13 protein-coding genes are annotated in these 22,755 nt (G+C 43.2%); 11 read left to right on the forward strand and 2 right to left on the reverse strand.

What is annotated here, in order from left to right:
- Positions 1–11 precede the first annotated feature (11 nt).
- The 9 genes from QEP08_RS08595 to QEP08_RS08635 are packed head-to-tail and all read left to right on the forward strand — an operon-like array spanning position 12 to position 18,317.
- Complete coding sequence (locus QEP08_RS08595) at positions 12–2,390, forward strand: ABC transporter permease (RefSeq protein WP_285057317.1); 2,379 nt, start codon at positions 12–14, stop codon at positions 2,388–2,390.
- A gap of 17 nt (positions 2,391–2,407) precedes the next feature.
- Complete coding sequence (locus QEP08_RS08600; protein WP_285057318.1) at positions 2,408–4,780, forward strand: ABC transporter permease; 2,373 nt, start codon at positions 2,408–2,410, stop codon at positions 4,778–4,780.
- An 18-nt stretch (positions 4,781–4,798) separates the two neighbouring features.
- Entirely contained in the window at positions 4,799–7,168 is a 2,370-nt protein-coding gene (locus tag QEP08_RS08605) for an ABC transporter permease (protein WP_285057319.1), read from the forward strand.
- Positions 7,169–7,179: 11 nt separating this feature from the next.
- Positions 7,180–9,543, forward strand: coding sequence for an ABC transporter permease (locus QEP08_RS08610; RefSeq protein WP_285057320.1), 2,364 nt, complete (start codon positions 7,180–7,182; stop codon positions 9,541–9,543).
- 18 nt (positions 9,544–9,561) lie between these two features.
- Positions 9,562–11,946: an ABC transporter permease gene (locus tag QEP08_RS08615; protein WP_285057321.1), complete on the forward strand. Its 2,385-nt coding sequence runs from the start codon at positions 9,562–9,564 to the stop codon at positions 11,944–11,946.
- A 22-nt stretch (positions 11,947–11,968) separates the two neighbouring features.
- On the forward strand, positions 11,969–14,362 hold the full coding sequence (locus tag QEP08_RS08620) for an ABC transporter permease (protein WP_285057322.1): 2,394 nt from the start codon (positions 11,969–11,971) through the stop codon (positions 14,360–14,362).
- A gap of 35 nt (positions 14,363–14,397) precedes the next feature.
- Complete coding sequence (locus QEP08_RS08625) at positions 14,398–15,087, forward strand: ABC transporter ATP-binding protein (protein WP_285057323.1); 690 nt, start codon at positions 14,398–14,400, stop codon at positions 15,085–15,087.
- 16 nt (positions 15,088–15,103) lie between these two features.
- The gene (locus tag QEP08_RS08630; protein ID WP_285057324.1) at positions 15,104–17,482 is read left to right on the forward strand and encodes an ABC transporter permease; all 2,379 of its coding nucleotides are present in this window, start codon (positions 15,104–15,106) and stop codon (positions 17,480–17,482) included.
- Positions 17,483–17,519: 37 nt separating this feature from the next.
- Complete coding sequence (locus tag QEP08_RS08635) at positions 17,520–18,317, forward strand: ABC transporter substrate-binding protein (RefSeq protein ID WP_285057325.1); 798 nt, start codon at positions 17,520–17,522, stop codon at positions 18,315–18,317.
- 26 nt (positions 18,318–18,343) lie between these two features.
- Here QEP08_RS08635 and QEP08_RS08640 read toward each other — a convergent pair whose 3' ends face one another.
- Complete coding sequence (locus QEP08_RS08640) at positions 18,344–18,877, reverse strand: OmpA family protein (protein ID WP_285057326.1); 534 nt, start codon at positions 18,875–18,877, stop codon at positions 18,344–18,346.
- A gap of 24 nt (positions 18,878–18,901) precedes the next feature.
- Complete coding sequence (locus QEP08_RS08645) at positions 18,902–21,379, reverse strand: M1 family aminopeptidase (RefSeq protein ID WP_285057327.1); 2,478 nt, start codon at positions 21,377–21,379, stop codon at positions 18,902–18,904.
- 166 nt (positions 21,380–21,545) lie between these two features.
- Between QEP08_RS08645 and QEP08_RS08650 the strand changes: the two genes are divergently transcribed.
- Positions 21,546–22,049 (forward strand): hypothetical protein, encoded by a 504-nt coding sequence (locus QEP08_RS08650; protein ID WP_285057328.1) that lies wholly within the window; start codon positions 21,546–21,548, stop codon positions 22,047–22,049.
- Between the two features lie 54 nt (positions 22,050–22,103).
- Positions 22,104–22,661: a hypothetical protein gene (locus tag QEP08_RS08655; protein ID WP_285057329.1), complete on the forward strand. Its 558-nt coding sequence runs from the start codon at positions 22,104–22,106 to the stop codon at positions 22,659–22,661.
- Positions 22,662–22,755: the final 94 nt, after the last annotated feature.

Genomic DNA, 22,755 nt, shown 5'->3' on the forward strand with positions numbered 1-22,755 from the left:
AGAAGATAGACATGTTTAGACTGAACCTGAAAATCGCTTTGCGAAACCTTTGGAAAAACAAAGTTTATACTGCCATTAATATTGGAGGTTTAGCCATTGCACTCGCTGCTTTTATCATAGTGATTTTGTATGTTACCTATGAAACCAGCTATGACAAGGACTTAAAGAGTTATGACCGTATTTACCAGGTAGGAAGAAGCCTGCCGGATTTTAAAACTGAATATACGCCCGCACCGCTGTCCAAATTGATTAAGGATAATTTTCCGGAAGTTGAAGTGGCTGGAAAGATGAGCACCACATGGTTTGAATTCCCGCTTAATACGGAAAAAGGCAGGGTCTATTCGACCAAGGCTTTGTTGATGGATTTTAAAGTGGCTAAAATGTTCAACATATGGCCCGACGCAAAGTCAGTTGATGAAAACGATCCCGGGTTTCAGTTGTATGTACCCAAATTATTTGTCAAAGAACTATTCCCAAATCAGAAAGTAGTATTTCCTATAATGGTTGGCCTTGGGCCCAAAAAAGATGCACAACCTGTTAAATTATTTGGTACAATTGAAAGGACAGATGAACATTCTAATATAAAGTTTGATGTCATATCGCTTTCAAAGGACATAGGTTTAGACAATAAGGATTACGGAACAAACAATTATAGAACCTTTATACAGGTTAAGGAGGGCGTAAATATTGAAGCGCTTCAGCAAAAAATAGATCATCTTTTTAAGGCAGAGCTGATTAAAGGAGGTATGCCTGCAAACGATCGTAGAATTGCAGCGCGATCGGTTATATTTCTGGATCCTTTAAAGAACCTGCATTTAAGACCAATGGCAGGCAACGATGCCAGTTATAAGATCGTTGTTGCGCTTTTTGGTTTAGGCGTGCTGATTATTATTATCGCCTGTATCAACTTTACAAATCTTACTATTGCTCAGGCTACCAAACGTGCAAAAGAAGTTGGGGTAAAGAAGGTGTTGGGGGCCTATCGTTTTAACCTTACCTTTCAGTTTCTTGCAGAGATTTTTATGCAATGCCTGCTGGCTTTGATAATGGGGCTTATTATCGCGGAGATGCTGCTTCCTGTATTCAACAAGCTATTTGGTATCCCATTGTCTATATGGCATGGAAGTACGGCTCTTTTTGGTCAACTTCTATTGATATGGATAGGGGTTACTCTGATCTCGGGTATTTACCCTGCGCTGGTACTTTCCGGTTATAAACCGGCATCAGTATTGAAAGGTAACCTGCAAAGCAGTTACAGCACATTATGGCTACGGAATTCGCTTTTGGCGGGCCAGTTTGTAATTGCCATCATCTTTATTGCAGGATTGCTGATCGTAAACAATCAGCTAAAATACATGCGGGCTGAGGACAAAGGGTTTAAACCATCGCAAGTGGTTTTTATAAAAAATATCCAGTTCTATAATACTCCTAAAGATTTTGAGGCCGCCAGAAACAAAATCATGAAAATACCTGGAGTGAACAATGTAACTGTAGCTTCAGACATACCTGACGGATCTAAACCGGGCACAAATAATTACAAACTGGAAAATCAGGAGATATCAATGGACTTTCTGGATGTGAACTTTGATTACTTCGAAACGCTGGATATCAAGCTGAAAAATGGACGCTTTTTCTCCCGGGATTTTATGGCTGATACGGCCGGTTCTGCAATTCTGAACGAAACTGCCGTGGCACGCTATGGAGTAACTAATCCGGTAGGTAAGATCATCAGAGGCTGTGATATGGATTATAAAATAGTTGGAGTCGTAAAGGACTTTAAAGCCCAGGGATTTGAATCAGCCGTAGCGCCAACAATATATGCGATAAAAAATCCATGCAATAATAAGAAAGTAAAGATCATGGTGAATATCGATCAAAATAGCATGACTTCTGCACTTGCGGCACTTAAGTCGCAATGGTCGGATATTAATACGCTTGATGGTGAGGATTTCAGATATGAATTTTTGGATGAGTTATATGGCAAGCTATTTAAAAAACAGGAACAGCTTCAATCTGTATTTTTCTTTGCGGCATTGCTAACCATATTTATTGCCGTACTAGGTCTTTTTGCATTCTCTGCCTTTACAACCAACAATAGAATTAAGGAAATATCTATCAGAAAAATACTTGGTGCTACAGATTTCCAAATGTTTAAAATGCTAAATACGTTTTTTATCTGGATCGTGCTGATTGCTAATCTTATTGCCTGGCCATTGGCTTATGTATTGGCAAAGAAATGGTTAGAAACTTTTGCTTATAGAATAGATATTCCGCTTTTTCCCTTCTTTATTGCAGCATTGCTATCAACGGTTCTTACTGTGCTTACAGTAAGTATCCAGGCCAGAAAGGCAGTTAAAACAAATCCTGCTGATGCATTAAAATATGAATAACCTTTAAATAACACAAAATGTTCAAACTCAACCTAAAAATAGCCTTACGTAACCTTTGGAAACATAAAACTTCATCGATAATTAATGTTGTCGGTTTAGCAATAGGGCTTGCATCATGCCTTTTGTTGCTACTGTATGTATCTTATGAATGGAGTTTTGATAAGCAATTTAAAGGCTCGGAAAATGTTTATCAGGTAATGACCAATTTTGTGGATGCAAAAGGTAATATTCAGGAAACCGGAGATGCCACAAGTAATGCAATCGGCCCGGCTATAAAACTTGAAATTCCCGATATTGCGGCTGTAAGCCGCATCTGTAATGCCGGACAACAGTTAATAGCCAATGAAGAAAATAGTTTTAAAAAAGAGGCTAAATATGCTGATCCTGATAATCTGAAAATCTTTAATTATGAATTTATTGCTGGCAATCCCTCCACAGCTTTAAACACAGCTAAATCTGTTGTTTTAACCGAACGGATGGCAAAGTTGCTGTTTAAAGATGGCGATGCACTTAACAAATCAGTTCGTTATAACAACGAGATAGATTTAAAGGTTACAGGTGTTATTAAGGATTTGCCTGCCAATTACTCAAATACATTTGATTTTCTAATGCCATGGTCTTTATTTGAAACACTTGTAGATTGGGTAAAACGCCCTCAGTGGGGCAATTACAACTGGCAAACTGTAGTTCGGGTAAATGAGCAGGCCAATATTTCTTCCATAAATGCTAAACTGAAGGGAATAATAAAAAGGAACAATGAAGATGCAACAGACGAAGCTTTTATATTTAAGCTATCTGACAGACACTTGTTCGGGAATTTTGTAAATGGGAAAAGCGTGGGTGGTGATATTGAACGTATTTACTTATTTATCGCATTAGCCGTTGGCATCCTGCTTATTGCCTGTATTAACTTTATGAACATGGCAACAGCCAAATCGGAGAGAAGGGCGAAGGAAGTGGGTATTAAAAAAACAATAGGTGCAAGCAGGGCTTCCTTAATTTCACAATTCCTGACAGAATCTATTCTGCTAACGGTTATTAGTGTATTGGTTGCTGTTGTATTGACGGAAATCTTATTGCCGACATTTAATAACCTGCTGAATATAGAACTTAGTATTAATTATTACAGCAGCAGGTATTGGATTGGTATTTTAAGTGTAATTCTGCTGACAGGATTGCTGTCAGGAAGTTATCCTGCATTATATCTTTCTGCTTTTAATCCTATACAGACTTTAAAAAGAAAAATTACAAGAACAAGAGTTATTCCTGTTAGTTTAAGGCAGGTGTTGGTTATTGGTCAGTTTAGTTTTGCTATTATTCTGATTATTGCCACACTGGTTATTTATAAGCAGGTTCAGTTTATTAAAGACAAACCGGTGGGTTATGACATTAATCTTCTGGCCGAGATGCCTCAGGATGGTGAATTGGGAAAGAAGTTTGATCTTTTTAAGACAGAGCTATTAAAATCTGGTGCCGTTACGGCCTTATATCAGTCGTCCTTAAGTTTATCGAATAGCGGCTCTAGTTTTTGGAATTTCGAATGGCCTGGAATGAGTAAGGCAGATAAGGATGTAATTTTTAATCAGATAGCTACTACCTACGACTTTACCAAAACAAATGGAATAGAAATAGTTTCTGGTCGTGACTTTTCTAAGTCATTTGCGTCGGATACTGCCGCGCTAATGTTAAGCACTTCTGCAGTGAAATTAATGGGCCTTAAAAATCCGGTTGGTACGCCAGTAAAATACCATGGAAATGACTTCACTGTGGTGGGGGTATTCAAAGATTTTATCTGGGGATCTCCATACTTTACAGACCGGCCTATGGTGGTTGCTTTTAGCAAAGGCTGGGGAGGTCAGATCACTATGCGCCTGAATCCAAAAAATAGCTTAACAAAAAACGTTGAATTGATTACACAGATCACCAAACAAATAAATCCGGCTTATCCTGTTGATTTGAAATTTGTTGACGATCTGTATGCAAAAAAGCTACAGGGAGAAAGAGTTCTTGGTATCTTATCTAACTTATTTGGCGGACTGGCCATATTCATATCCTGCCTGGGGCTTTTTGGTCTGGCAGCCTATAGCGCAGAGCAGCGCACCAAGGAATTTGGTGTACGTAAGGTTCTTGGTGCTTCAGTGGCAAGTATTATGCAGTTACTCTCTGTGTCATTTATGAAAATGATTTTGGTCGCAGTTATAATCGGTGTACCAGTGGCTTATTACGTGATGACTAAATGGCTGGGTAATTTTGAGTTCCGAACAGTGATTTCCTGGTGGATTATAGCTCTGGCCATATTTGGAACAAGTATAATCGCCTTTCTAACAGTGAGTTTTCAGGCATTTAAAGCCGCAAAAGCAAATCCTGTTGACGCCCTTAAATATGAATGATCCCTAATTGACAACGCTATGTTTAAACTCAACCTCAAAATCGCTTTACGTAACCTTTGGAAAAACAAGGGCTTCACACTCATTAATGTGGGTGGTCTGGCCATTGGCCTTGCCAGCTGTATGGTTTTGCTGCTATATGTAGCTTATGAATGGAGTTTCGACAAACAATTTACAGATGCTGATAAAACTTATGTAGTTTATCAAAACGGGGCTGCTAACGGCAAAATATATAGCTGGGCCTGGACGCCAGCTGTAATGGCAAATGAGGTAAAGGAAAAAATACCCGGAGTCAAATATGCATCGCATTCTACTTATCCGGGTTCTCAGCTCATCAGTTATGGAAATACAAAATTGCAAAGCAGGGCTGTTTTTGCAGACCAGTCTTTTGTGAAGATACTGGATTATAAATTTATCAGGGGAAATCGGGATCAGGTATTAAATGATGTCAACACGATTATCCTTACCGCATCTTTTGCCAAAAAATTATTTGGTAACGATGATCCGATAAATAAAACGCTAACGCTTGAAAACCAGGATGTGTTAAAAGTAGAGGGTGTAATCGAGGACCTGCCTGCCAATAACAGTATAACTTTTGAATGCCTCATGCCCTGGGCCCTGTTTGAGAAAAGAGAACCCTGGTCGAAGGGGATCAATTGGGGCAGTAATATGTGTCTTACCCTGGTGCAACTGAAAGACAATAAGTTTTTTGCGGAATCAAATGCCGCTATGAAAGGCATCTATAAACGAAATCAGAAAGAAAATAATTCAGAAGCATTATTTCACCCGTTGACCAAGTGGCATTTGTACAGCGATTTCGAAAACGGGAAATCTGTCGGGGGAAAAATTGAACAGCTTAAAATATTCCTGCTGCTTGCCTTTTGCATTCTTTTGATTGCCTGTGTGAACTTTATGAATTTATCGACTGCACGCTCTGAACGCCGTGCAAGAGAAGTCGGTATACGCAAAGCAATAGGATCCACACGCAAATCGTTGATAAGTCAGTTCCTGCTTGAATCTGTATTTATAACCTTTATCTCCACCGTTTTAGCACTTATCCTGGCAGAGGTCAGTTTGCCTTATTTCAACAATCTCTTAAGCATTGACCTGCATGTAGATTACCAGGACATTATTTTTTGGATCACACTTTTTGGCTTGGTTCTGTTTACAGGTTTTGCAGCCGGAAGTTATCCTGCGCTATATTTATCGTCTTTTGAGCCAATTAAAGTGCTGAAAGGTTTAAAACTTAAATCGGACTCCTCAGTCTCTGTCCGTAAAGCCCTGGTTGTTTTTCAGTTTGTTTTCGCGGCATGTTTAATTGTTTGCACTACCGTCATCTATCAGCAGCTGAGGTATGTTCAGAATAAGCCAATCGGTTATGATAAAAGCAATTTAATTCAAATTGAGGTAAAAGGTAAAATGGGCAGCGACAGCAAGTTAGCGCTGCTTAAATCGCAGCTCCTAAAATCTGGTGCAGCGACTGACATTACGTTTTTTAGCACAAGCATCACGGAAGGCGGTAACAATACTACAGATCTTTCCTGGGAAGGGAAAATCCCCGGCGAATCCATTTTATTTAACAACAGAGGTATAGGAAGTGATTTTATAAAAACCATCGGTACGGAATTGGTTAATGGCAGAGAATTTTCTGCAACATCCCAAAAAGACAGCAACAGCATCATGCTGAATGAGGCTGCGGTGAAAATGATGAGGCTTAAAAATCCGGTAGGCGCCACCATATACTGGGGCGACGTTAAATTTACAAATGTTGGTGTTGTTAAAGATTTTGTAGTTGAAAGCGCCTATCAGAAGGTCTCTCCAATGTTCTTTTACCCGAGTTACAGGTATGGGGCGTCGGTGATCATTGCCCGTTTGAATCCTGATCAAAACGTCAGTACATCGCTCGAAAAAATAGACCATTTGATCAGGCAAATAGAGCCCGACTTTCCGGTTGACCGAAAATTTATTGATGAAGTCTTCGAATTCAAATTCAGAAATGAAAAACTTTTGGGAACACTTTCCAACTGGTTTGGCGGTTTCGCTATATTCATTTCCTGCCTGGGATTGCTCGGCCTGGCATTGTACATGGCAGAGCAGCGCAAAAAAGAGATCAGCATTCGCAAAGTTCTTGGAGCAACTAACACCAATATCCTGACTTTACTCAATAAAGACTTCCTCAAGCTGGTTGCTATTGCCAACGTGATCGCTTTTCCAATCGCCTATATTGTTATCAACAAGTGGCTTTCGGCGTATGAATTCCGGATCAGCATCTCCATATTGCCTTTTGTCATTGCTATTGGACTTTCGTTCCTCATTGCCATACTTACAGTAAGCATACAATCAGTGAAAGTAGCAAAATCCAACCCTGTAGATGCCCTTAAATATGAATAAACCTGAAAACTATGTTTAGACTGAACCTTAAAATCGCATTACGTAACCTTTGGAAAAACAAAAGTTTCACCCTTATCAATATTGGCGGGCTTTCCATTGGACTGGCAAGTTGTATGATATTGCTGCTCTACGTAAAGTATGAATGGGGATATGATAAGCAATTTACAAATTATAAAAATACCTATATCATCTACACCAATCACGATACCGGAACAGATAAAACCAGTTATGCATGGACGCCTGCCTTGCTTGCTCCGGAACTTAAAGCAAAAATTCCTGGTGTTAAATACGCCTCTCATTCCAGTTATCCTGAAGCCCATTTGATCGGAAATGGTGAGAACAGCTTCAAGACAAATGCTGTTTTTGCAGACAATGATTTTTTGAAGATGCTTGATTATAAATTTCTCCAGGGCAATCCTGATCAGGCGCTGCAAAAGGTAAATACAGTCATCCTTACAGCAACGCTGGCCAAAAGACTTTTCGGAAATGAAGATCCGATAAACAGATCGGTAAAATTAGATAATCAAGATGTTCTGAAAGTAGAGGCGGTTATTGCAGATCTGCCAAAAAACAGCAGTATACAATTTGAATACCTACTACCCTGGGTCCTGTTTGAAAATAAGAACCCATGGATGAAAGACGCGGGCTGGCAGGCGATGATTTGCCTGACCATGCTCCAGCTTGATGATGAAAAAACGTTTGGCGCCGCGAGTCAGCTCATTAAGAGCATTTATGAGCGGAGTGATCCCAAATCCGGAAATGAAGCACTCCTGCACCCCTTATCGAAATGGCACCTGTACGCTGATTTTCAGAACGGAAAATCCGTAGGGGGTAAGATCAGTCAGGTAAAGACCTTTTTTCTTTTGGCATTTTGTATTCTTTTAATCGCCTGCGTAAATTTCATGAATCTTTCTACAGCCAAATCAGAAAAAAGAGCAAAAGAAGTGGGTGTACGGAAAGTTATAGGCTCTACAAGAAAAATGCTAATCGCCCAATTTATTGTAGAATCATTTCTGCTCACCATATTGGGACTGATCCTGGCATTTATTTTAATAGAAGCCAGCATTCCTTATTTTAACCAACTGTTAAATACTGACTTAATCATTGACTATACAGATTGGACATCATGGACGGCACTGATGGTGTTAACCCTGTTTACTGGTCTCATAGCCGGCAGCTATCCGGCATTTTTCCTGTCCTCATTTGAACCGGTCAAAGTACTGAAAGGATTTGGAAAAGCAGGAGGATCGTCGCTGCCGGTAAGGAAGATCCTGGTTGTATTTCAGTTCGTATTTGCGGCATGTCTTATTATCTGTACCACTGTCATTTATCAGCAGATTAACTACATAAAAGACAAGCCCATTGGTTATAATAAAGATAACCTGATGGAGATTAATCTCGTCGGTGCCCTGCAGGGAGAAGGTAAATTTAAACTGCTAAAAGAACAGCTGCTAAAAACCGGATCGGTGACCAGCGTCGCCAGTTTTAGCCGTAGTATAAACCGGATGGGACAAAGGGCCTTTAATATAAGCTGGCCTGGGAAACCAAAAAATGGGGATATTTTATTCAACTACCGGTTTGCAGGCTATGATTTTATCAAAACAATTGATGCCGGAATTATTATGGGCAGAGATTTTTCAGCCAATTTTAACGACGAAAAGAATGTATTGCTCAATCAGACAGCTGTAAAAGTAATGGGTTTAAAGCATCCGGTCGGAAGTATGATCAAATGGGGGGATGGGAATGTGACCATAGTCGGGGTCGTCAAAGATTTTGTAATTGAATCACCATTTGAAAAGACATTGCCAATGATCATTGGTCACAATGACAATAACTCAGCAGTTGCTGTATTACGGCTCAGCCCAGATCAGAACCTGAGCAATTCAATCGCACAAATTGATGCGGTTGTCAACGGGATTAATCCCGGTTTCCCGGTAGAAAGGAAATTTGTTAATGACAATTTCGAAGAGAAATTTAATAATGAGAAACAATTGGGCATTGTTGCGAATTGGTTTGGCGGCTTTGCGATTTTTATCTCTTGTTTAGGATTACTTGGACTAGCCCTTTATATGGCAGAACAGCGAAAAAAAGAAATTAGCATCCGTAAAGTTTTAGGTGCCAGTAATATAAATATCCTTAGCCTGCTGAACAAAGACTTTATCAAACTGGTAGCAATAGCCAACCTGATTGCTTTTCCCGCGGCTTATGTAATCGTCAGCAAATGGCTTTCAAATTATGACTTTCGGGTACCAATTACACTAATACCTTTCTGCGCCGCCCTGTTGATCTCATTAGTTATAGCGAGTCTCACAGTAAGCATACAATCAGTGAAAGTAGCAAAATCCAACCCTGTAGATGCCCTTAAATATGAATAACCTCTAATTGACAATGCCATGTTTAAACTGAACCTTAAAATCGCTTTACGTAACCTTTGGAAAAACAAAGGTTATACCGCAATCAATATGCTGGGGCTATCAGTCGGGATGGCCAGCTGTATACTTATTTTCCTGTTTATCAGGTTTCAGCTGAGTTTTGATGAAGGGTACAAAAACGAAGACCGGATCTATAGGTTCGTGACCGACTGGAAATACAACAGTTTTGACGATTACTCCAAAGGTGTGGCAATTCCCCATGGCGCTGCCGCAAGAAACGAAATAGCAGGACTGGAAAAAGTCGCAGCGGTATTCAGAGCCTGGGGCATCTTTACTGTGAAAGATTCGCAAGGCAAAGAAGTACAGAAGGTTGACGAAATGATATTTTTTACTGAGCCTGATTTCTTCGATATATTTGATATTCCCTGGTATAGCAGTAAGCCGGGAAAGGCATTCAACGAACCCAACACAGTTGTACTTTCTGAATCAATGGCCACTAAACTTTTTGGTAGTGCTGATAAAGCAGTTGGCAGTCCATTGATGTGGGGAAATACCAGTGTAAAAGTTGTCGGTGTCATTAAAGATATGCCTGAAAACAGCAGCTTTCCTTTTAAAATACTGCTCAGTTATGAAACCTTTTTGGGCAAGCACGACAAGTCCTGGGATTCTGTGGATTCTGGAAAGGAAGTTTATACATTGCTAAAAGGAGGGCTGACGCTGAATGACCTGCAAGGTCCTTTAAAAGCCTTCAATGATAAATATTACCACAAACCAGACATTTCCGGTAACCAGACGACTGCCCTGCAGCCGCTGAGGGATATTCATTTCAATGACCGGTACGGCAGTTTTAAGGGAGATGGCATCACAAAAAAAGAAGTTTATGCATTGGCAATAATCGGCCTGTTCCTCATCCTCACCGCCTGTATCAACTTCATTAACCTGGCTACCGCCCAGGCCATCAACCGCTCCAAAGAAGTCGGCGTACGCAAGGTCATGGGAAGCAGGCGCAGCCAGCTTGTGGTGCAGTTTCTTACTGAAACAGTTGCTATTACACTTATGGCACTGCTCATTGCTTGTGTTGTGGTAGAACTGGTGATACCAGGATTGCAGAATCTGCTCGAGATACATTCCGCATTCAGCCTGTTCAAGTACCCGGTTATCTTTCTGTTTTTCGGAATATTGGTGGTCGGAGTGGCAGTTCTTGCCGGATTTTATCCTGCTTTGGTAATATCCGGTTTCAGTCCCGCTCTGGCCATCAAAAACAAGGTTACTGTAAACAACGGAAACTTGAGCCTGAGGAAAATTCTGGTGGTGGTTCAGTTCGCAATAACGGTCATACTCATCATCAGCACTCTGGTCATTATACGCCAGATGGAATACGTGAGAAACCAGCCGATTGGGTTCAATTCCGAAGATGTGCTGATGGTCAATGTGCCCAGTGACAGTCTGGGCAGGATCCAAAAGAATACCTTCAAAAACAAATTGGCTGGTATTCAAGGGGTGAAAATGATCAGCAATTGCTCACAGGCGCCCATGTCCAACAGAAACAATACCACCAATTTTTTCGTCAATGGAGTGGAGAACAAGGATTTTGAAGTGCGGCTGTCACAAGCAGATCCCGATTACTTTAAGTTCTTTGACCTGCAGGTAATCGCCGGAAAGATCTATGCAAAAAGCGACACTATGAATGGCTTTATGGTCAACGAGACTTTTTTAAAGAAGATCCATATTAAAAATCCCCAGGATGCTCTAGGTAAAATAATTACCATCGGGCAAAGTGCACCCATTGTCGGTGTAGTTAAAGATTTCAATGACCATTCCTTAAAAGAAGAAATATCACCCCTGCTGATCTTTCAGCGTGCGACGAGCTACCAACAAATGGCGATAAAGATCGACAGCAGGGAATCAATGAAGGTAAACCGGGAAATAGAGCGCTTGTGGACGATTTCCTTCCCTGAAGGCATGTATCATGGTATATTTTTAAATGAGGACATCAATAAATTTTACAAAGGCGAACAGGTCATGGGGGTCATGTTCCGCGCCTTTGCAGGAGTCATCATCTTCATCTCATTCATAGGCCTGTTTGGGCTCATCTCTTTTGTTGCCAGTCAGCGCACCAAAGAAGTGGCCATCCGTAAAGTACTGGGTGCATCTACATTAGAATTGGTTAAGATGCTAAACGGTTCCTTCCTGCTGATGGTGTTTATCGCAAACCTGGTGGCCTGGCCACTGGCTTACCTGTTCGTCAAAAAATGGCTGGCAGGCTTTGCCTACCGGATGGATCTGAACATCTGGCCCTTTGCACTGGCCATGTGCATCTCAATGCTGATCACGCTGATCACAGTAAGCATCAGGTCTTACAAAGCAGCAGTTTCCAATACCATTGACGCCCTTAAATATGAATGATCAATCCTAAAAACGACCCATTATGTTTAGACTGAACCTCAAAATTGCACTAAGAAACCTTTGGAAATACAAAGGGTATACTTTTATAAATATTGCCGGACTATCCATTGGACTGGCCGCCTGTTTACTAATTTTTATCTTCTTAAGATATCAGCTGAGCTTTGACAAAGGTTACGAGAATGAAGACCGGATCTATCGTATCGTATCGTCCTGGACATACCCTTCCGAAGGGGAATTCTATAGCAAAGGCGTGCCGAGGCCAATGGCAGCGGCAATACGCAACGACTTTCCGCAGGTGCAGCAGGTCGCAGCAGTTCAGGAATCGGGCGGCATCATCAAGGTTCCGGCCACAGCAGGAAGCCCCGAAATCAAAGAAGCATCAAGCGTTTATTATGTCGAGCCCCAGTTCTTCGACATCCTGAAGATCAACTGGCTCGAAGGCAAGCCTCATCAGGCACTGTCAATGCCAAACACTGTTACCCTGTCAAAGAAAACGGCAGATAAATACTTTGGGAGATGGCAAAATGCCGTAGGCAGGAACATTAGATTTGCCAACAGGACAGACCTCAAAGTGACCGGCGTGTTCGAGGACTTTCCCGATAACAGCAGCTTCCCTTTCAACGTCGTCATTTCTTACCTGACCTACAAAGATGAAAGCCTGCACAACTGGCAGTCAGTAAGCTCCAGTTCCGAATGCTATGTCCTGTTAAAGAAAGGTACCGATGCATCCGCACTTAAAGCCCCAATGCTAAAACTGATCGACAAATACTATGAAAAGGGGAGTGTAGGAAAGGAACATCATTATTTTCAACCCTTAAGCGATATTCATTACAGCGAAAAATTCGGCAATTTCACCAATAAAGTAATGCCGGAGAGCCAGATCATCGGGCTGATCGTCATCGGTGCGTTTTTATTGCTCACAGCATGTATCAACTTCATTAACCTGGCGACGGCGCAGGCCGTGAGCAGGTCCAAAGAAGTTGGTATCCGCAAGGTAATGGGGAGTATGCGTAAGCAGCTCATATGGCAGTTCCTGAGTGAAACAGCGTTAATTACCATCATTGCGCTGTTGCTCGCAAGTGCGCTTACAGAACTCGCTCTTCCCGGAATGAGGAATCTGTTTAGCGGGGATATCTCTTTTAGCCTCTTTGGACACCCGGTGATCTTTATTTTCATGATCCTGCTGGTTCTGGCAGTAAGTTTCCTCGCCGGCTTTTATCCCGCAATGATTGTATCCGGTTTCAGCCCTGCACTGGCGATAAAAAATAAGATCAGTGCCTCAAGCACAGGAGCGCTCGGACTCAGGAGAGCACTGGTAGTCCTGCAATTTGCCATCACCTCTGTACTGATTGTAGGAACCCTTGTAGTGATCAATCAGATGAGCTTTATGAGATCCAAGTCCCTGGGGTTTGATACCAAAGCCATTGCATTGGTCAATGTACCCTCCGACAGCCTGAGCCAGTTAAAATTCAATACCTTGAAAGAGAAAATGCTTCATATTAATGGAGTAAAAGGGGTAAGCTTTTGCAATGCGGCACCTTCATCAAATAACAACAATACATCCAGCTTTAAATATAACAGTACCAAAGACGAGAATTTCCAGCTGAGTGTGAAATCAACGGACGAGGATTACATCAATACCTTTTCATTGAAACTGATTGCGGGGAGGACCCTGTCTAAAACCGATACTGTCAGAGAAACCATTGTAAATGAAACCCTGCTGAAGAAGCTCAACATTACAAACCCGAATGAGATCCTCGGAAAATTTATCGAAACACAAGGCCGTAAAATGCCGGTTGTCGGCGTCATCAAAGATTTCAATAACTTTTCTTTGCATGATAAAATAGAGCCCACTGCATTGTTCTCATTTAAACCAGTCTATAACCTGATGGCCGTGAAAATGGAACCAGGACAGCTCCTGCCCGCCATGAAGGCCATAGAAAGCCAATGGAACAATACCTTCCCTGACTACGTGTACAGTTCCGGATTTATGGATGACCAGATCGCCTCTTTTTATGAAACAGAGCGGGTAATGAGTGTGCTCTTTAAAGTATTTGCCGGGGTAGTCATATTTATCTCTTTTATCGGCCTGTTCGGACTGATCTCTTTCATCGCTACACAAAGGACAAAAGAAATTGCCATCAGGAAAGTACTTGGAGCCTCCACCTTAGAACTGGTGAAAATGCTGAACAGTTCATTTCTCTGGATGGTGCTCATCGCCAACCTCATCGCATGGCCGGTTTCCTATATCTTTGTATCGAAATGGCTGGAAGGCTTTGAATACCGGGCACCACTTAGCATCTGGCCTTTTATGGTCGCCATGCTGCTTTCCATTGGCATTACCCTGATCACAGTCAGTCTGAGGTCTTACAAGGCAGCCAATACCAATCCTATTGATGCGCTCAAATACGAATAATAAAATAATATTGAATCCGATTTAACCTGAATATCATGATAGAATTAAAAAACATTGAAAAATACTACGCCAATAAAGGAGTCAAAAGTTACATCCTGCGCCACGTGACCGCCAGTATAAAACAAGGGGAGTTTGTCTCGATAATGGGCCCCTCTGGTGCGGGCAAATCAACTCTGCTCAACATTTTGGGGATGCTTGAAGAGCCTACCTATGGCCAGTATGAATTTATGGGCGAAGACATTACTTCACTCAACGAACGCAAGCGGATCGAATTGTACCGCAACCACATCGGCTTTGTCTTCCAGGCCTACCACCTGATCGATGAAATGACCGTAGCTGAAAACATTGAGGCCCCGCTGCTGTACAAGAAAGTGAGCGGAGCGGAGCGCAAAAGCCGTGTTGCAGACGTTCTGGACCGGTTCAATATGGTCGCAAAAAAGGATCTGTTTCCAAATCAGCTATCCGGCGGACAACAGCAACTGGTAGGCATCGCACGTGCACTGGTAGCGCAACCCTCTGTTATTTTAGCTGATGAACCAACTGGTAACCTGCAATCTGCACAAGCATTGCAGATCATGGATCTGTTCAAAAAACTAAACCAGGAAGAAGGAATTACGATCATACAAGTCACCCATTCGGAAGTAAATGCAGGTTATGGCAGCAGGATATTGCATTTACTGGACGGGGTTATTAAGGAAGATGTAACTGTTGAGCAGACTGTTTAAAGAATAACCGACAACCATGTTCAGGATCAACCTAAAAATAGCCCTCCGAAACCTGCTGAAGCACAAGACCGCCTCGCTGATCAACATCAGCGGGCTCGCGATCGGACTAGCAGCAAGTCTGATGCTGCTGTTGTACGTGCAGTACCAGTGGAGCTATGACAAGCAATTTGGCAATACCGAAAACACCTATCACCTGATGGTGAACTTTTATGGAGCCGATAAAAGCATTACCGGCACCACACCGCAGGCTTCCAATGTGCTGCCAGCTGTATTAAAAGAAGAACGCCCGGAGATTGAGCACATCAGCAGGGTATTGTGGGCCAGCAGGCGACTGGTGGCCAGTGGCCAGAGTTCTTTTAAGGTGGAAGGACGCTATGCTGACCCGGATCTGCTGCGGATCTTCAAGTTTAACTACATGAGTGGTAATCCTGATAAGGCCTTTGACGATCCGAACTCCATCGTACTTACAGAAAGTACCGCAAAACGGCTGTTCGGCAGCGCAGACGTACTCAACAGGACAGTGCGTTTTGAAAACCAGGCCAATTTGAAGGTCACCGCCGTGATCGAAGACCTCCCGCCAAATTTCACTTATGGATTTGAATGCCTGACCCCCTGGAAGCTTTATGAAAACCTCAACGGATGGCCTGCAGAACCCAATTGGGGCAACTATTCCTATTTTACCCTGCTGACCCTTAAAAACGGCACGGACCACAATGCGTTCAATCAAAAAATAAAGAACACCATAGCCAGGCATACCGGTACAAAAAACCTGGATGCAGCTCCATTTGTATACCCTCTGGAGAAATATCACCTTTATGGTCATTTCACTAACGGCATCGCCGACGGCGGACAGATCGAACAAGTACGTATTTTCATTATACTGGCATTGGGCATCCTTGCCATAGCCTGTATCAATTTCATGAACTTGTCTACCGCCAGGTCTCAGAAGCGCGCAAAGGAAGTAGGCATCAGGAAAACCATCGGCGCCAGCCGGGGATCACTAGTCATGCAGTTCCTGCTGGAATCATTCATCCTGACGATTGTCAGCGTGCTCATCGCGATCGTTCTGGTTGAACTTTTCCTGCCCGCGTTCAACGGGCTGCTCAATACCAAACTGGAGATCAGCTATGCCAGTCCTGCAAACTGGATGGGTTTCATCGCGCTGATCACCCTCACTGGACTCACCGCCGGTAGTTACCCCGCATTTTTCCTGTCTTCATTCAACCCTGTCCAGGCATTAAAGAAAGCAGTAGCTCTTAAGAACAACTTTGGCCTCAGTCTGAGACAGACACTCGTTGTCATCCAGTTTGGCTTTGCCATTGTCCTGATCGTGTCCACGCTGATCCTCTATCAGCAACTACAATACTTAAAGAACCGGCCTCTTGGCTACGATACCAATGCACTGGTCGAAATGCCGCATGAGGGCAATCTTTACCTTAAATTTGACCTGTTCAAAGACAGGCTGCTCAACTCAGGAGCGGTCTCAGCCGTTACCCAGTCTTCAGGAAGTATCGCCTTCCAGAATTCTAACAGCACCGGATTCGAGTGGAAAGGCATGGCCCAAGCAGATAAGAAAGTATCCTTCGACCTCATTCAGACCACTCATGACTTCCTGAAAACCATGAACATCAGGTTAATTGCCGGGCGCGATTTTACTAAAGGCAGGGCTTCAGATTCCTCAGGGATCATGCTCAATGAAACCGCGGTAAAACGAATGGGAATAAAGGACCCGCTTGGTCAGCTGGTATTTTTCAACGGCAAACAAAGACCAGTAACAGGCGTGTTCGCCGATGTGCTCTGGGATGAACCCACCAGAAACCAGCACCCGATGGCCATTGTCTTTAACGCTGAGAACAGCGATGTAATCACGATGCGCCTAAACAACAGCAGGGGCATTCAGGAAAACCTGGATCAGATCACGAAGATCACAAAAGAGATGAACCCTGATTTTCCGGTGGAGCTCAAATTTGTAGACACCCTGGTTGCAGAAAAAGTCGAGCATGAGCAAATGCTGTCCGTGATGTCAAACCTGTTCGCGGGCCTGTGCATCTTCGTTTCCTGCCTGGGTTTATTCGGATTGTCTGCTTTTAGCGCCGAGCAGCGCACAAAAGAGATTGGTGTACGCAAAGTATTGGGTGCAAGTGTCACTGGCATCATTACCCTGTTGTCGGTTAGCTTTGTCAAAACAGTAATGATCGCCATGCTGCTGGCCATGCCGGTAGGCTACCTGGTCATGGACAACTGGCTGATGCAGTTCGATTACCGTATTGTCATCGGCCCGGTCGTGTTCATCATCACAGGGCTGTCCAGCATTTTGATCGCCCTCCTGACTGTCAGCTTGCAGGCCTATCGAGCTGCCCGGACAAACCCGGTCGATGCATTGAAATACGAATAAAATCAGGAGTATGTAAACAAGCATGTATCTTTGCACAATGCAGCGGAGATTTACAGACCAGCTGGGCCATGCCGTCACCATCAATTATCCCCCAAAGCGGATCATTTCACTGGTGCCTTCACAAACCGAGCTGCTGTTTGACCTCGGGCTCGACAAGGAGATCATCGGCTTGACCAAATTTTGCATCCATCCTATAGAAAAGTTTGCAGAGCGGACCAAAATAGGAGGGACCAAAAAGCTGGACATAGAAAAGATCCGCAGTCTGCAGCCGGACCTGATCATTGGAAATAAGGAAGAAAATCAGCAAGAGCAGATCGAAGCGCTCATGGAAGAATTTCCGGTTTGGATGAGTGACATTTATACACTTGATGATGCCAAAGAGACCATTACACAAATTGGCGAACTCGTAGACCGGCAGCCCGAAGCGGCCTACCTCAACCACTTGATCACCTCAGGGTTTAATGACCTGCAAACCCTTGCCGCACAAAACGGGCTGAATAAAAAAGTGGCCTATCTGATCTGGAGGGAACCATTCATGGCAGCCGGAAAAGATACTTTCATAGACGACATACTGATGCTTAACGGGCTGCGCAATGCGGTAGAAATAAGCCGTTACCCCGAGCTGACACTCCCCGAGCTGGCTTCCATAAAACCTGATCTGGTCTTTTTATCGTCCGAGCCTTACCCCTTCAAACAAAAACATCTGGAAGAAATAGCTGCATTTCTTCCAGATGCCAAAATTATGCTGGTGGACGGAGAGATGTTCTCCTGGTATGGCAGCAGGCTGGTCAAGGCGGTGCAATACCTGTTTCAGCTCCAAAAAGAGCTGTACTGAGCCTTTGGATGCTTGGCTAAACAATTCTACTTCAGCAACGTCACCTCAACCCGTCTGTTCTTCAACCTTCCCTCCGGCGTCTTATTACTGGCAACAGGCTGAGTACTGCCATATCCCGCAGTTTTGATTCTTTGTTCATCAATACCCTGTGTCACAAGAAATGTCTTCACCGAAACCGCACGTTTCTCGGAAAGCCATTGGTTATAATTGGCGGTACCCGTGGCATCACTATGACCATCAACCAGGATCTTACGGCTGCTGTCCTTCGTTTTTAAGATCTTGGCCACATCTTCCAGCTTACTTTTTGCCACATCGCTCAGGTAAGAAGAATTGATAGGGAACAGCACCTCTGAGTTAAAAGTGAACTTTATTCCATTTTCCGTCCGTTCCACCTGGTCATCAGGCATCTCTTTTTTGATGTTGTCCAGTTCGGTGTCGCCTTTTGGATTGTCCGTCTCCGGCACCTGAGTCTTGGCCGGAATTTTTTTGGTTTTGCAGGAAGGGGCCAGAAGCGTGGCGCCTGCCAGCATTGCTAAAAATAAAATGGTTCTTTGTTTCATTGTATATAGTTTTAGTTGTGTGTGCTATTTCAATTCCGCAATGGCCTTATCAATATAAGCTACACTGACAGCATCATTTTGTTTAACTCCTTTCAGCTGGTTCAGGAAATTTGCTACATAATTATTGATGCCATACTGCCTGTATTTCAAACCAAGTGCTTTCACCATATCCACTCCTTTTTTTACCGCTTCAGAGTCATTGACCTTACCTAAAATATTCAAATAAGCCGGAACCAGACTAACCTGTTCCTGTGCACCCATCCCTGCAAACTTCTCCGTGATAAAAGGAAGTTCCTTTTCCGTTCCGAATTTCGAATAGACATTTACAATGGCTTCAGTAAGGCCTTTGCCCGTATCTTTTTCCAGTTTCCTGGCTGCGGCAAGCGCTTGTTCAGGTTGCTGAAAGGCAATGGCCATCAGGGCAGCACCCTGAACCGCGTATGACCTGCTTTCGAGGCTTTTGGTAAACAACGGCAGATCAGCAGGATTTTTATCCACTCCGATAATGGATATCGCTTTTGCCTGAACCATGGTATTCGGATCGGCGGCAGCCATCTTCTGGATCAAAGGCAGCGCAGCTTTGACCAGTTCGGTGTTCCTGACATCGATCGAGTCCAAAGCCTGAATCCTTAACGAATAATATTTGTCACTCAGTGCAGCAAGCAATACCTTACGGCCCTCAGGAGTCCGCTGGTTCTTTCCGGCCGCATCGATGGCCTCCAGACGATCCATGAATAACGGTGCATGTGCATACTGGTAAGCAAATTCGCCGATAGACTTCTGGTCATCCTTCTCCCAAAGGATAATCTTATCTCCGTCCACATTGACCAGATCTGGTTTAACTGCTACAGGGAAAGTAAAAGTCTGCTCCATGGTATTGAAAGTTACAGCATGACGGGTTTTAGTCCCGCCGCTATAAATGTCTATTGCCAAAGGCAGGCTGAAAACTACACCACCCTGGGTTTGTTTCAGTGTCACCTTTTGTGTTTTAGAAGCCTCATCCCAGGCATAACTGATCGATACCTTTGGATGACCCGCGTTAAAATACCACTGGTTAAAGAACCAGTTCATGTCCTGACCACTGGCTTCTTCCATCGCCAGACGCAGCTGGTGCGCTTCGCCATTCTTAAAAGCATTTTGCTTCAGGTAAATGTTCAGTCCCTTGAAAAATACCTTTTCACCCAGGTAATTGCGCAGCATGTTCAGTATTCTACCGCCTTTCTGGTAAGACACCAGGTCAAACATTTCTTCCTTATCCGCATAATGAAACCGGACCAGATTTTTCATTACATCCTTTTCCGATCCCATGTATTGGCTCATGGCGTCATAATTGTGCTCATCAGCCGCGTCCTTACCATATTTATGCTCCGCCCAGAGTACCTCACTGAAATTTGCAAATGACTCATTCACTGTCAGATTACTCCAGCTTTCCGCAGTTACATAATCACCGAACCATTGGTGGAACAGCTCATGCGCAATCGTGCTTTCCGCCTGTCCGAAGTTCTCATCCAGCATTTCCCTTGGCGTGCGCTGCACGTAAGCACCATGCAAAGTCGCTGTCGTATTTTCCATCGCACCGCTTACAAAATCACGGACCACGACCTGGCTGTATTTATTCCAGGGATAATCGATCCCGAGGATCTTACTAAAGAATTCGATCATTTCAGGAGTAGTGCCAAAGATCTGTTTCGCATAAGGCGCATAAGCAGGCTCCAGGTAATAGTTCACCTCTTTGGTTTTCCATTTATCCCGGTAAATCTTAAAATTACCGACCGCCATCATAAACAGGTATGGCGAATGCGGCAGGTCCATCTTCCAGGTATCCGTGCGCGTGCCATTGGTGTTTTTCACCTGCGATATCAGTTTTCCGTTAGATAAAGTTACGTATTTGGAAGGTGCCGTAATCGCGATCTCTGCAGTAGTCTTTTGGTTGGGTTTGTCAATGGTAGGGAACCATGCCGAAGAAGCTTCAGTTTCGCCCTGCGTCCAGATCTGTACCGGCTTGCCTTTTTCTGTACTGTCAGGATTGATGAAATAAAGACCTTTGGCATCGGTGATGGCCGCACTGCCTTTTACTTTCAGTTCATCCGGTTTGGCTGTATAATCGACAAATACGGTATAGGACTGACCAGGCTGTATTGTTTTTCCGAGGTTAACCTTCAGCTGTTCGTCGTCATAAGTATATTTCAGGGTTTGCAGCGCTTTGCCGTTTACCAGCGCAACAGATTTAATGTCCATGCCCTTTGCATCCAGGGTCAGTGAATCCGTGGCATAGGCATAAGGTTTCAAAGTGAGCCAGGCCTTGCCCAGCAAATGACGCTTTGCATAATCGAACTTTACGTCGAGTTTAGTATGGACCAGGGCATTTATTTTTGGAGCAGAAGCCCGGTAATCTGTGGCGGCCTTTGCATCTTCCGTCTTTTCTGTCTGTGCTTGTGCAAATCCAGCACTCATTATTGCCATCAGGCACCCGCAGGTTAATTTAATCAGTAGTTGTTTCATGAAAATTCAGTAAGACTGCCAAGTTAAGGAATCGCCGCAATAAAGAAAAGTGACACAGGCAAAGATTCTGGTAGTTTGATGTTTTATATATAATTGTTTTCTTATATTTAGTTACAATAGTGCGGGGTTTATGACTGGCTATTGTCACAAATTAGAAAGAATCCTTATGTTCGAAAATTTAAAACAACTGGTTAAAGAAAATGCGCAGCATGCTATTTTAGAAAATAGCGAGGTGCCCAACGATCAAAACGAAGCGGCGGTAGACGCAGCTTCCGGTTCAATCATGGATGCACTTAAAGGTCAACTGGCTTCAGGAAATCTGGGTAGCCTGGTCGATATTTTTAAAGGAGGGAGTTCTCAGGATAACTCGGTTGTCCAGGAAGCCACGTCGAGTTTTGTTGACAAATTGGAAGGTATGGGTGTGAATATCGATTCGGCCAAAAATATTGCCGCATCATTCATCCCTGAAATTATGGCCAAATTTGCAAATAAAACGAATGATCCGAATGACAGCAGTTTTAATTTGAGTGACATTATGACCAGTATCTCAGGTCCGGACGGGAAGTTCCAATTGTCGGATCTCAGCAACTTGATAAATGGTAATGGTGAAGACGGTGCAGGCATCAGTCAGGGCAGTATAGTTGATAAATTGAAGGGGTTCTTTAAATAAGCGTTACGCTTATTTTTGATGAGTATAATTGATAACCTATAAAAACCGATAAAGATGAAAAAGCTATTTTCTCTTATTGCTGTGTTAAGTTTGTGTATAAGCTTAGCAGTTGCGCAAACAAGTGCTAAACTAAAAAAAGATGGAACTCCTGATAAGCGGTATGCTACTGCAAAAAAGGCAACAAAAGCGCCTGCCGCTAAACTAAAGAAGGACGGAACTCCGGATAAAAGGTACACCACTGCAAAGCCGGCTGTAAAGGCAGCTAAAGTAGTAAAAGAAACCAAAACTGTAAAAGAAAGCAAAACCGTAAAAGAACCTAAGACAGTAAAAGAAACCAAAGCAGCAGTAAAAACATCAGGTGTCAGGCTAAAAAAAGATGGAACTCCGGACAAAAGGTACACCACTGCTAAACCAGAGGTAAAGGCAACTAAAGTAGTCAAAACGGTGAGGCCTGCTGCTACTACGGCCCAGGCCTCAAAAACCTATAAACCTACTGTTGACCGAAGCCTCTCGGGCCCTAACGGTGAACAAATTCTTACAGGCCCGCGCGGCGGAAAGTACTATATCAATAAAAATGGCAATAAAACATATGTAAAAAGAGAAGGCAACTAAGCTTACATGCTATAACCCTGTCTTAAATACTGAAGAGAGTTTTGTAAACTCAATAGCTGAGCCTGCCTTTCCGGCAGGCTCTTCTTGAGTCTAT

The organism is Pedobacter ginsengisoli (genome assembly GCF_030244015.1).
In the GTDB taxonomy this organism is placed as follows: Bacteria; Bacteroidota; Bacteroidia; order Sphingobacteriales; family Sphingobacteriaceae; genus Pedobacter; species Pedobacter ginsengisoli.

Coding starts and splice junctions, on each gene's coding strand:
- QEP08_RS08595 (WP_285057317.1), top strand. CDS start 12: ATGTTTAGACTGAACCTGAAAATCGCTTTGCGAAACCTTTGGAAAAAC.
- QEP08_RS08600 (WP_285057318.1), top strand. CDS start 2,408: ATGTTCAAACTCAACCTAAAAATAGCCTTACGTAACCTTTGGAAACAT.
- QEP08_RS08605 (WP_285057319.1), top strand. CDS start 4,799: ATGTTTAAACTCAACCTCAAAATCGCTTTACGTAACCTTTGGAAAAAC.
- QEP08_RS08610 (WP_285057320.1), top strand. CDS start 7,180: ATGTTTAGACTGAACCTTAAAATCGCATTACGTAACCTTTGGAAAAAC.
- QEP08_RS08615 (WP_285057321.1), top strand. CDS start 9,562: ATGTTTAAACTGAACCTTAAAATCGCTTTACGTAACCTTTGGAAAAAC.
- QEP08_RS08620 (WP_285057322.1), top strand. CDS start 11,969: ATGTTTAGACTGAACCTCAAAATTGCACTAAGAAACCTTTGGAAATAC.
- QEP08_RS08625 (WP_285057323.1), top strand. CDS start 14,398: ATGATAGAATTAAAAAACATTGAAAAATACTACGCCAATAAAGGAGTC.
- QEP08_RS08630 (WP_285057324.1), top strand. CDS start 15,104: ATGTTCAGGATCAACCTAAAAATAGCCCTCCGAAACCTGCTGAAGCAC.
- QEP08_RS08635 (WP_285057325.1), top strand. CDS start 17,520: ATGCAGCGGAGATTTACAGACCAGCTGGGCCATGCCGTCACCATCAAT.
- QEP08_RS08640 (WP_285057326.1), bottom strand. CDS start 18,877: ATGAAACAAAGAACCATTTTATTTTTAGCAATGCTGGCAGGCGCCACG.
- QEP08_RS08645 (WP_285057327.1), bottom strand. CDS start 21,379: ATGAAACAACTACTGATTAAATTAACCTGCGGGTGCCTGATGGCAATA.
- QEP08_RS08650 (WP_285057328.1), top strand. CDS start 21,546: ATGTTCGAAAATTTAAAACAACTGGTTAAAGAAAATGCGCAGCATGCT.
- QEP08_RS08655 (WP_285057329.1), top strand. CDS start 22,104: ATGAAAAAGCTATTTTCTCTTATTGCTGTGTTAAGTTTGTGTATAAGC.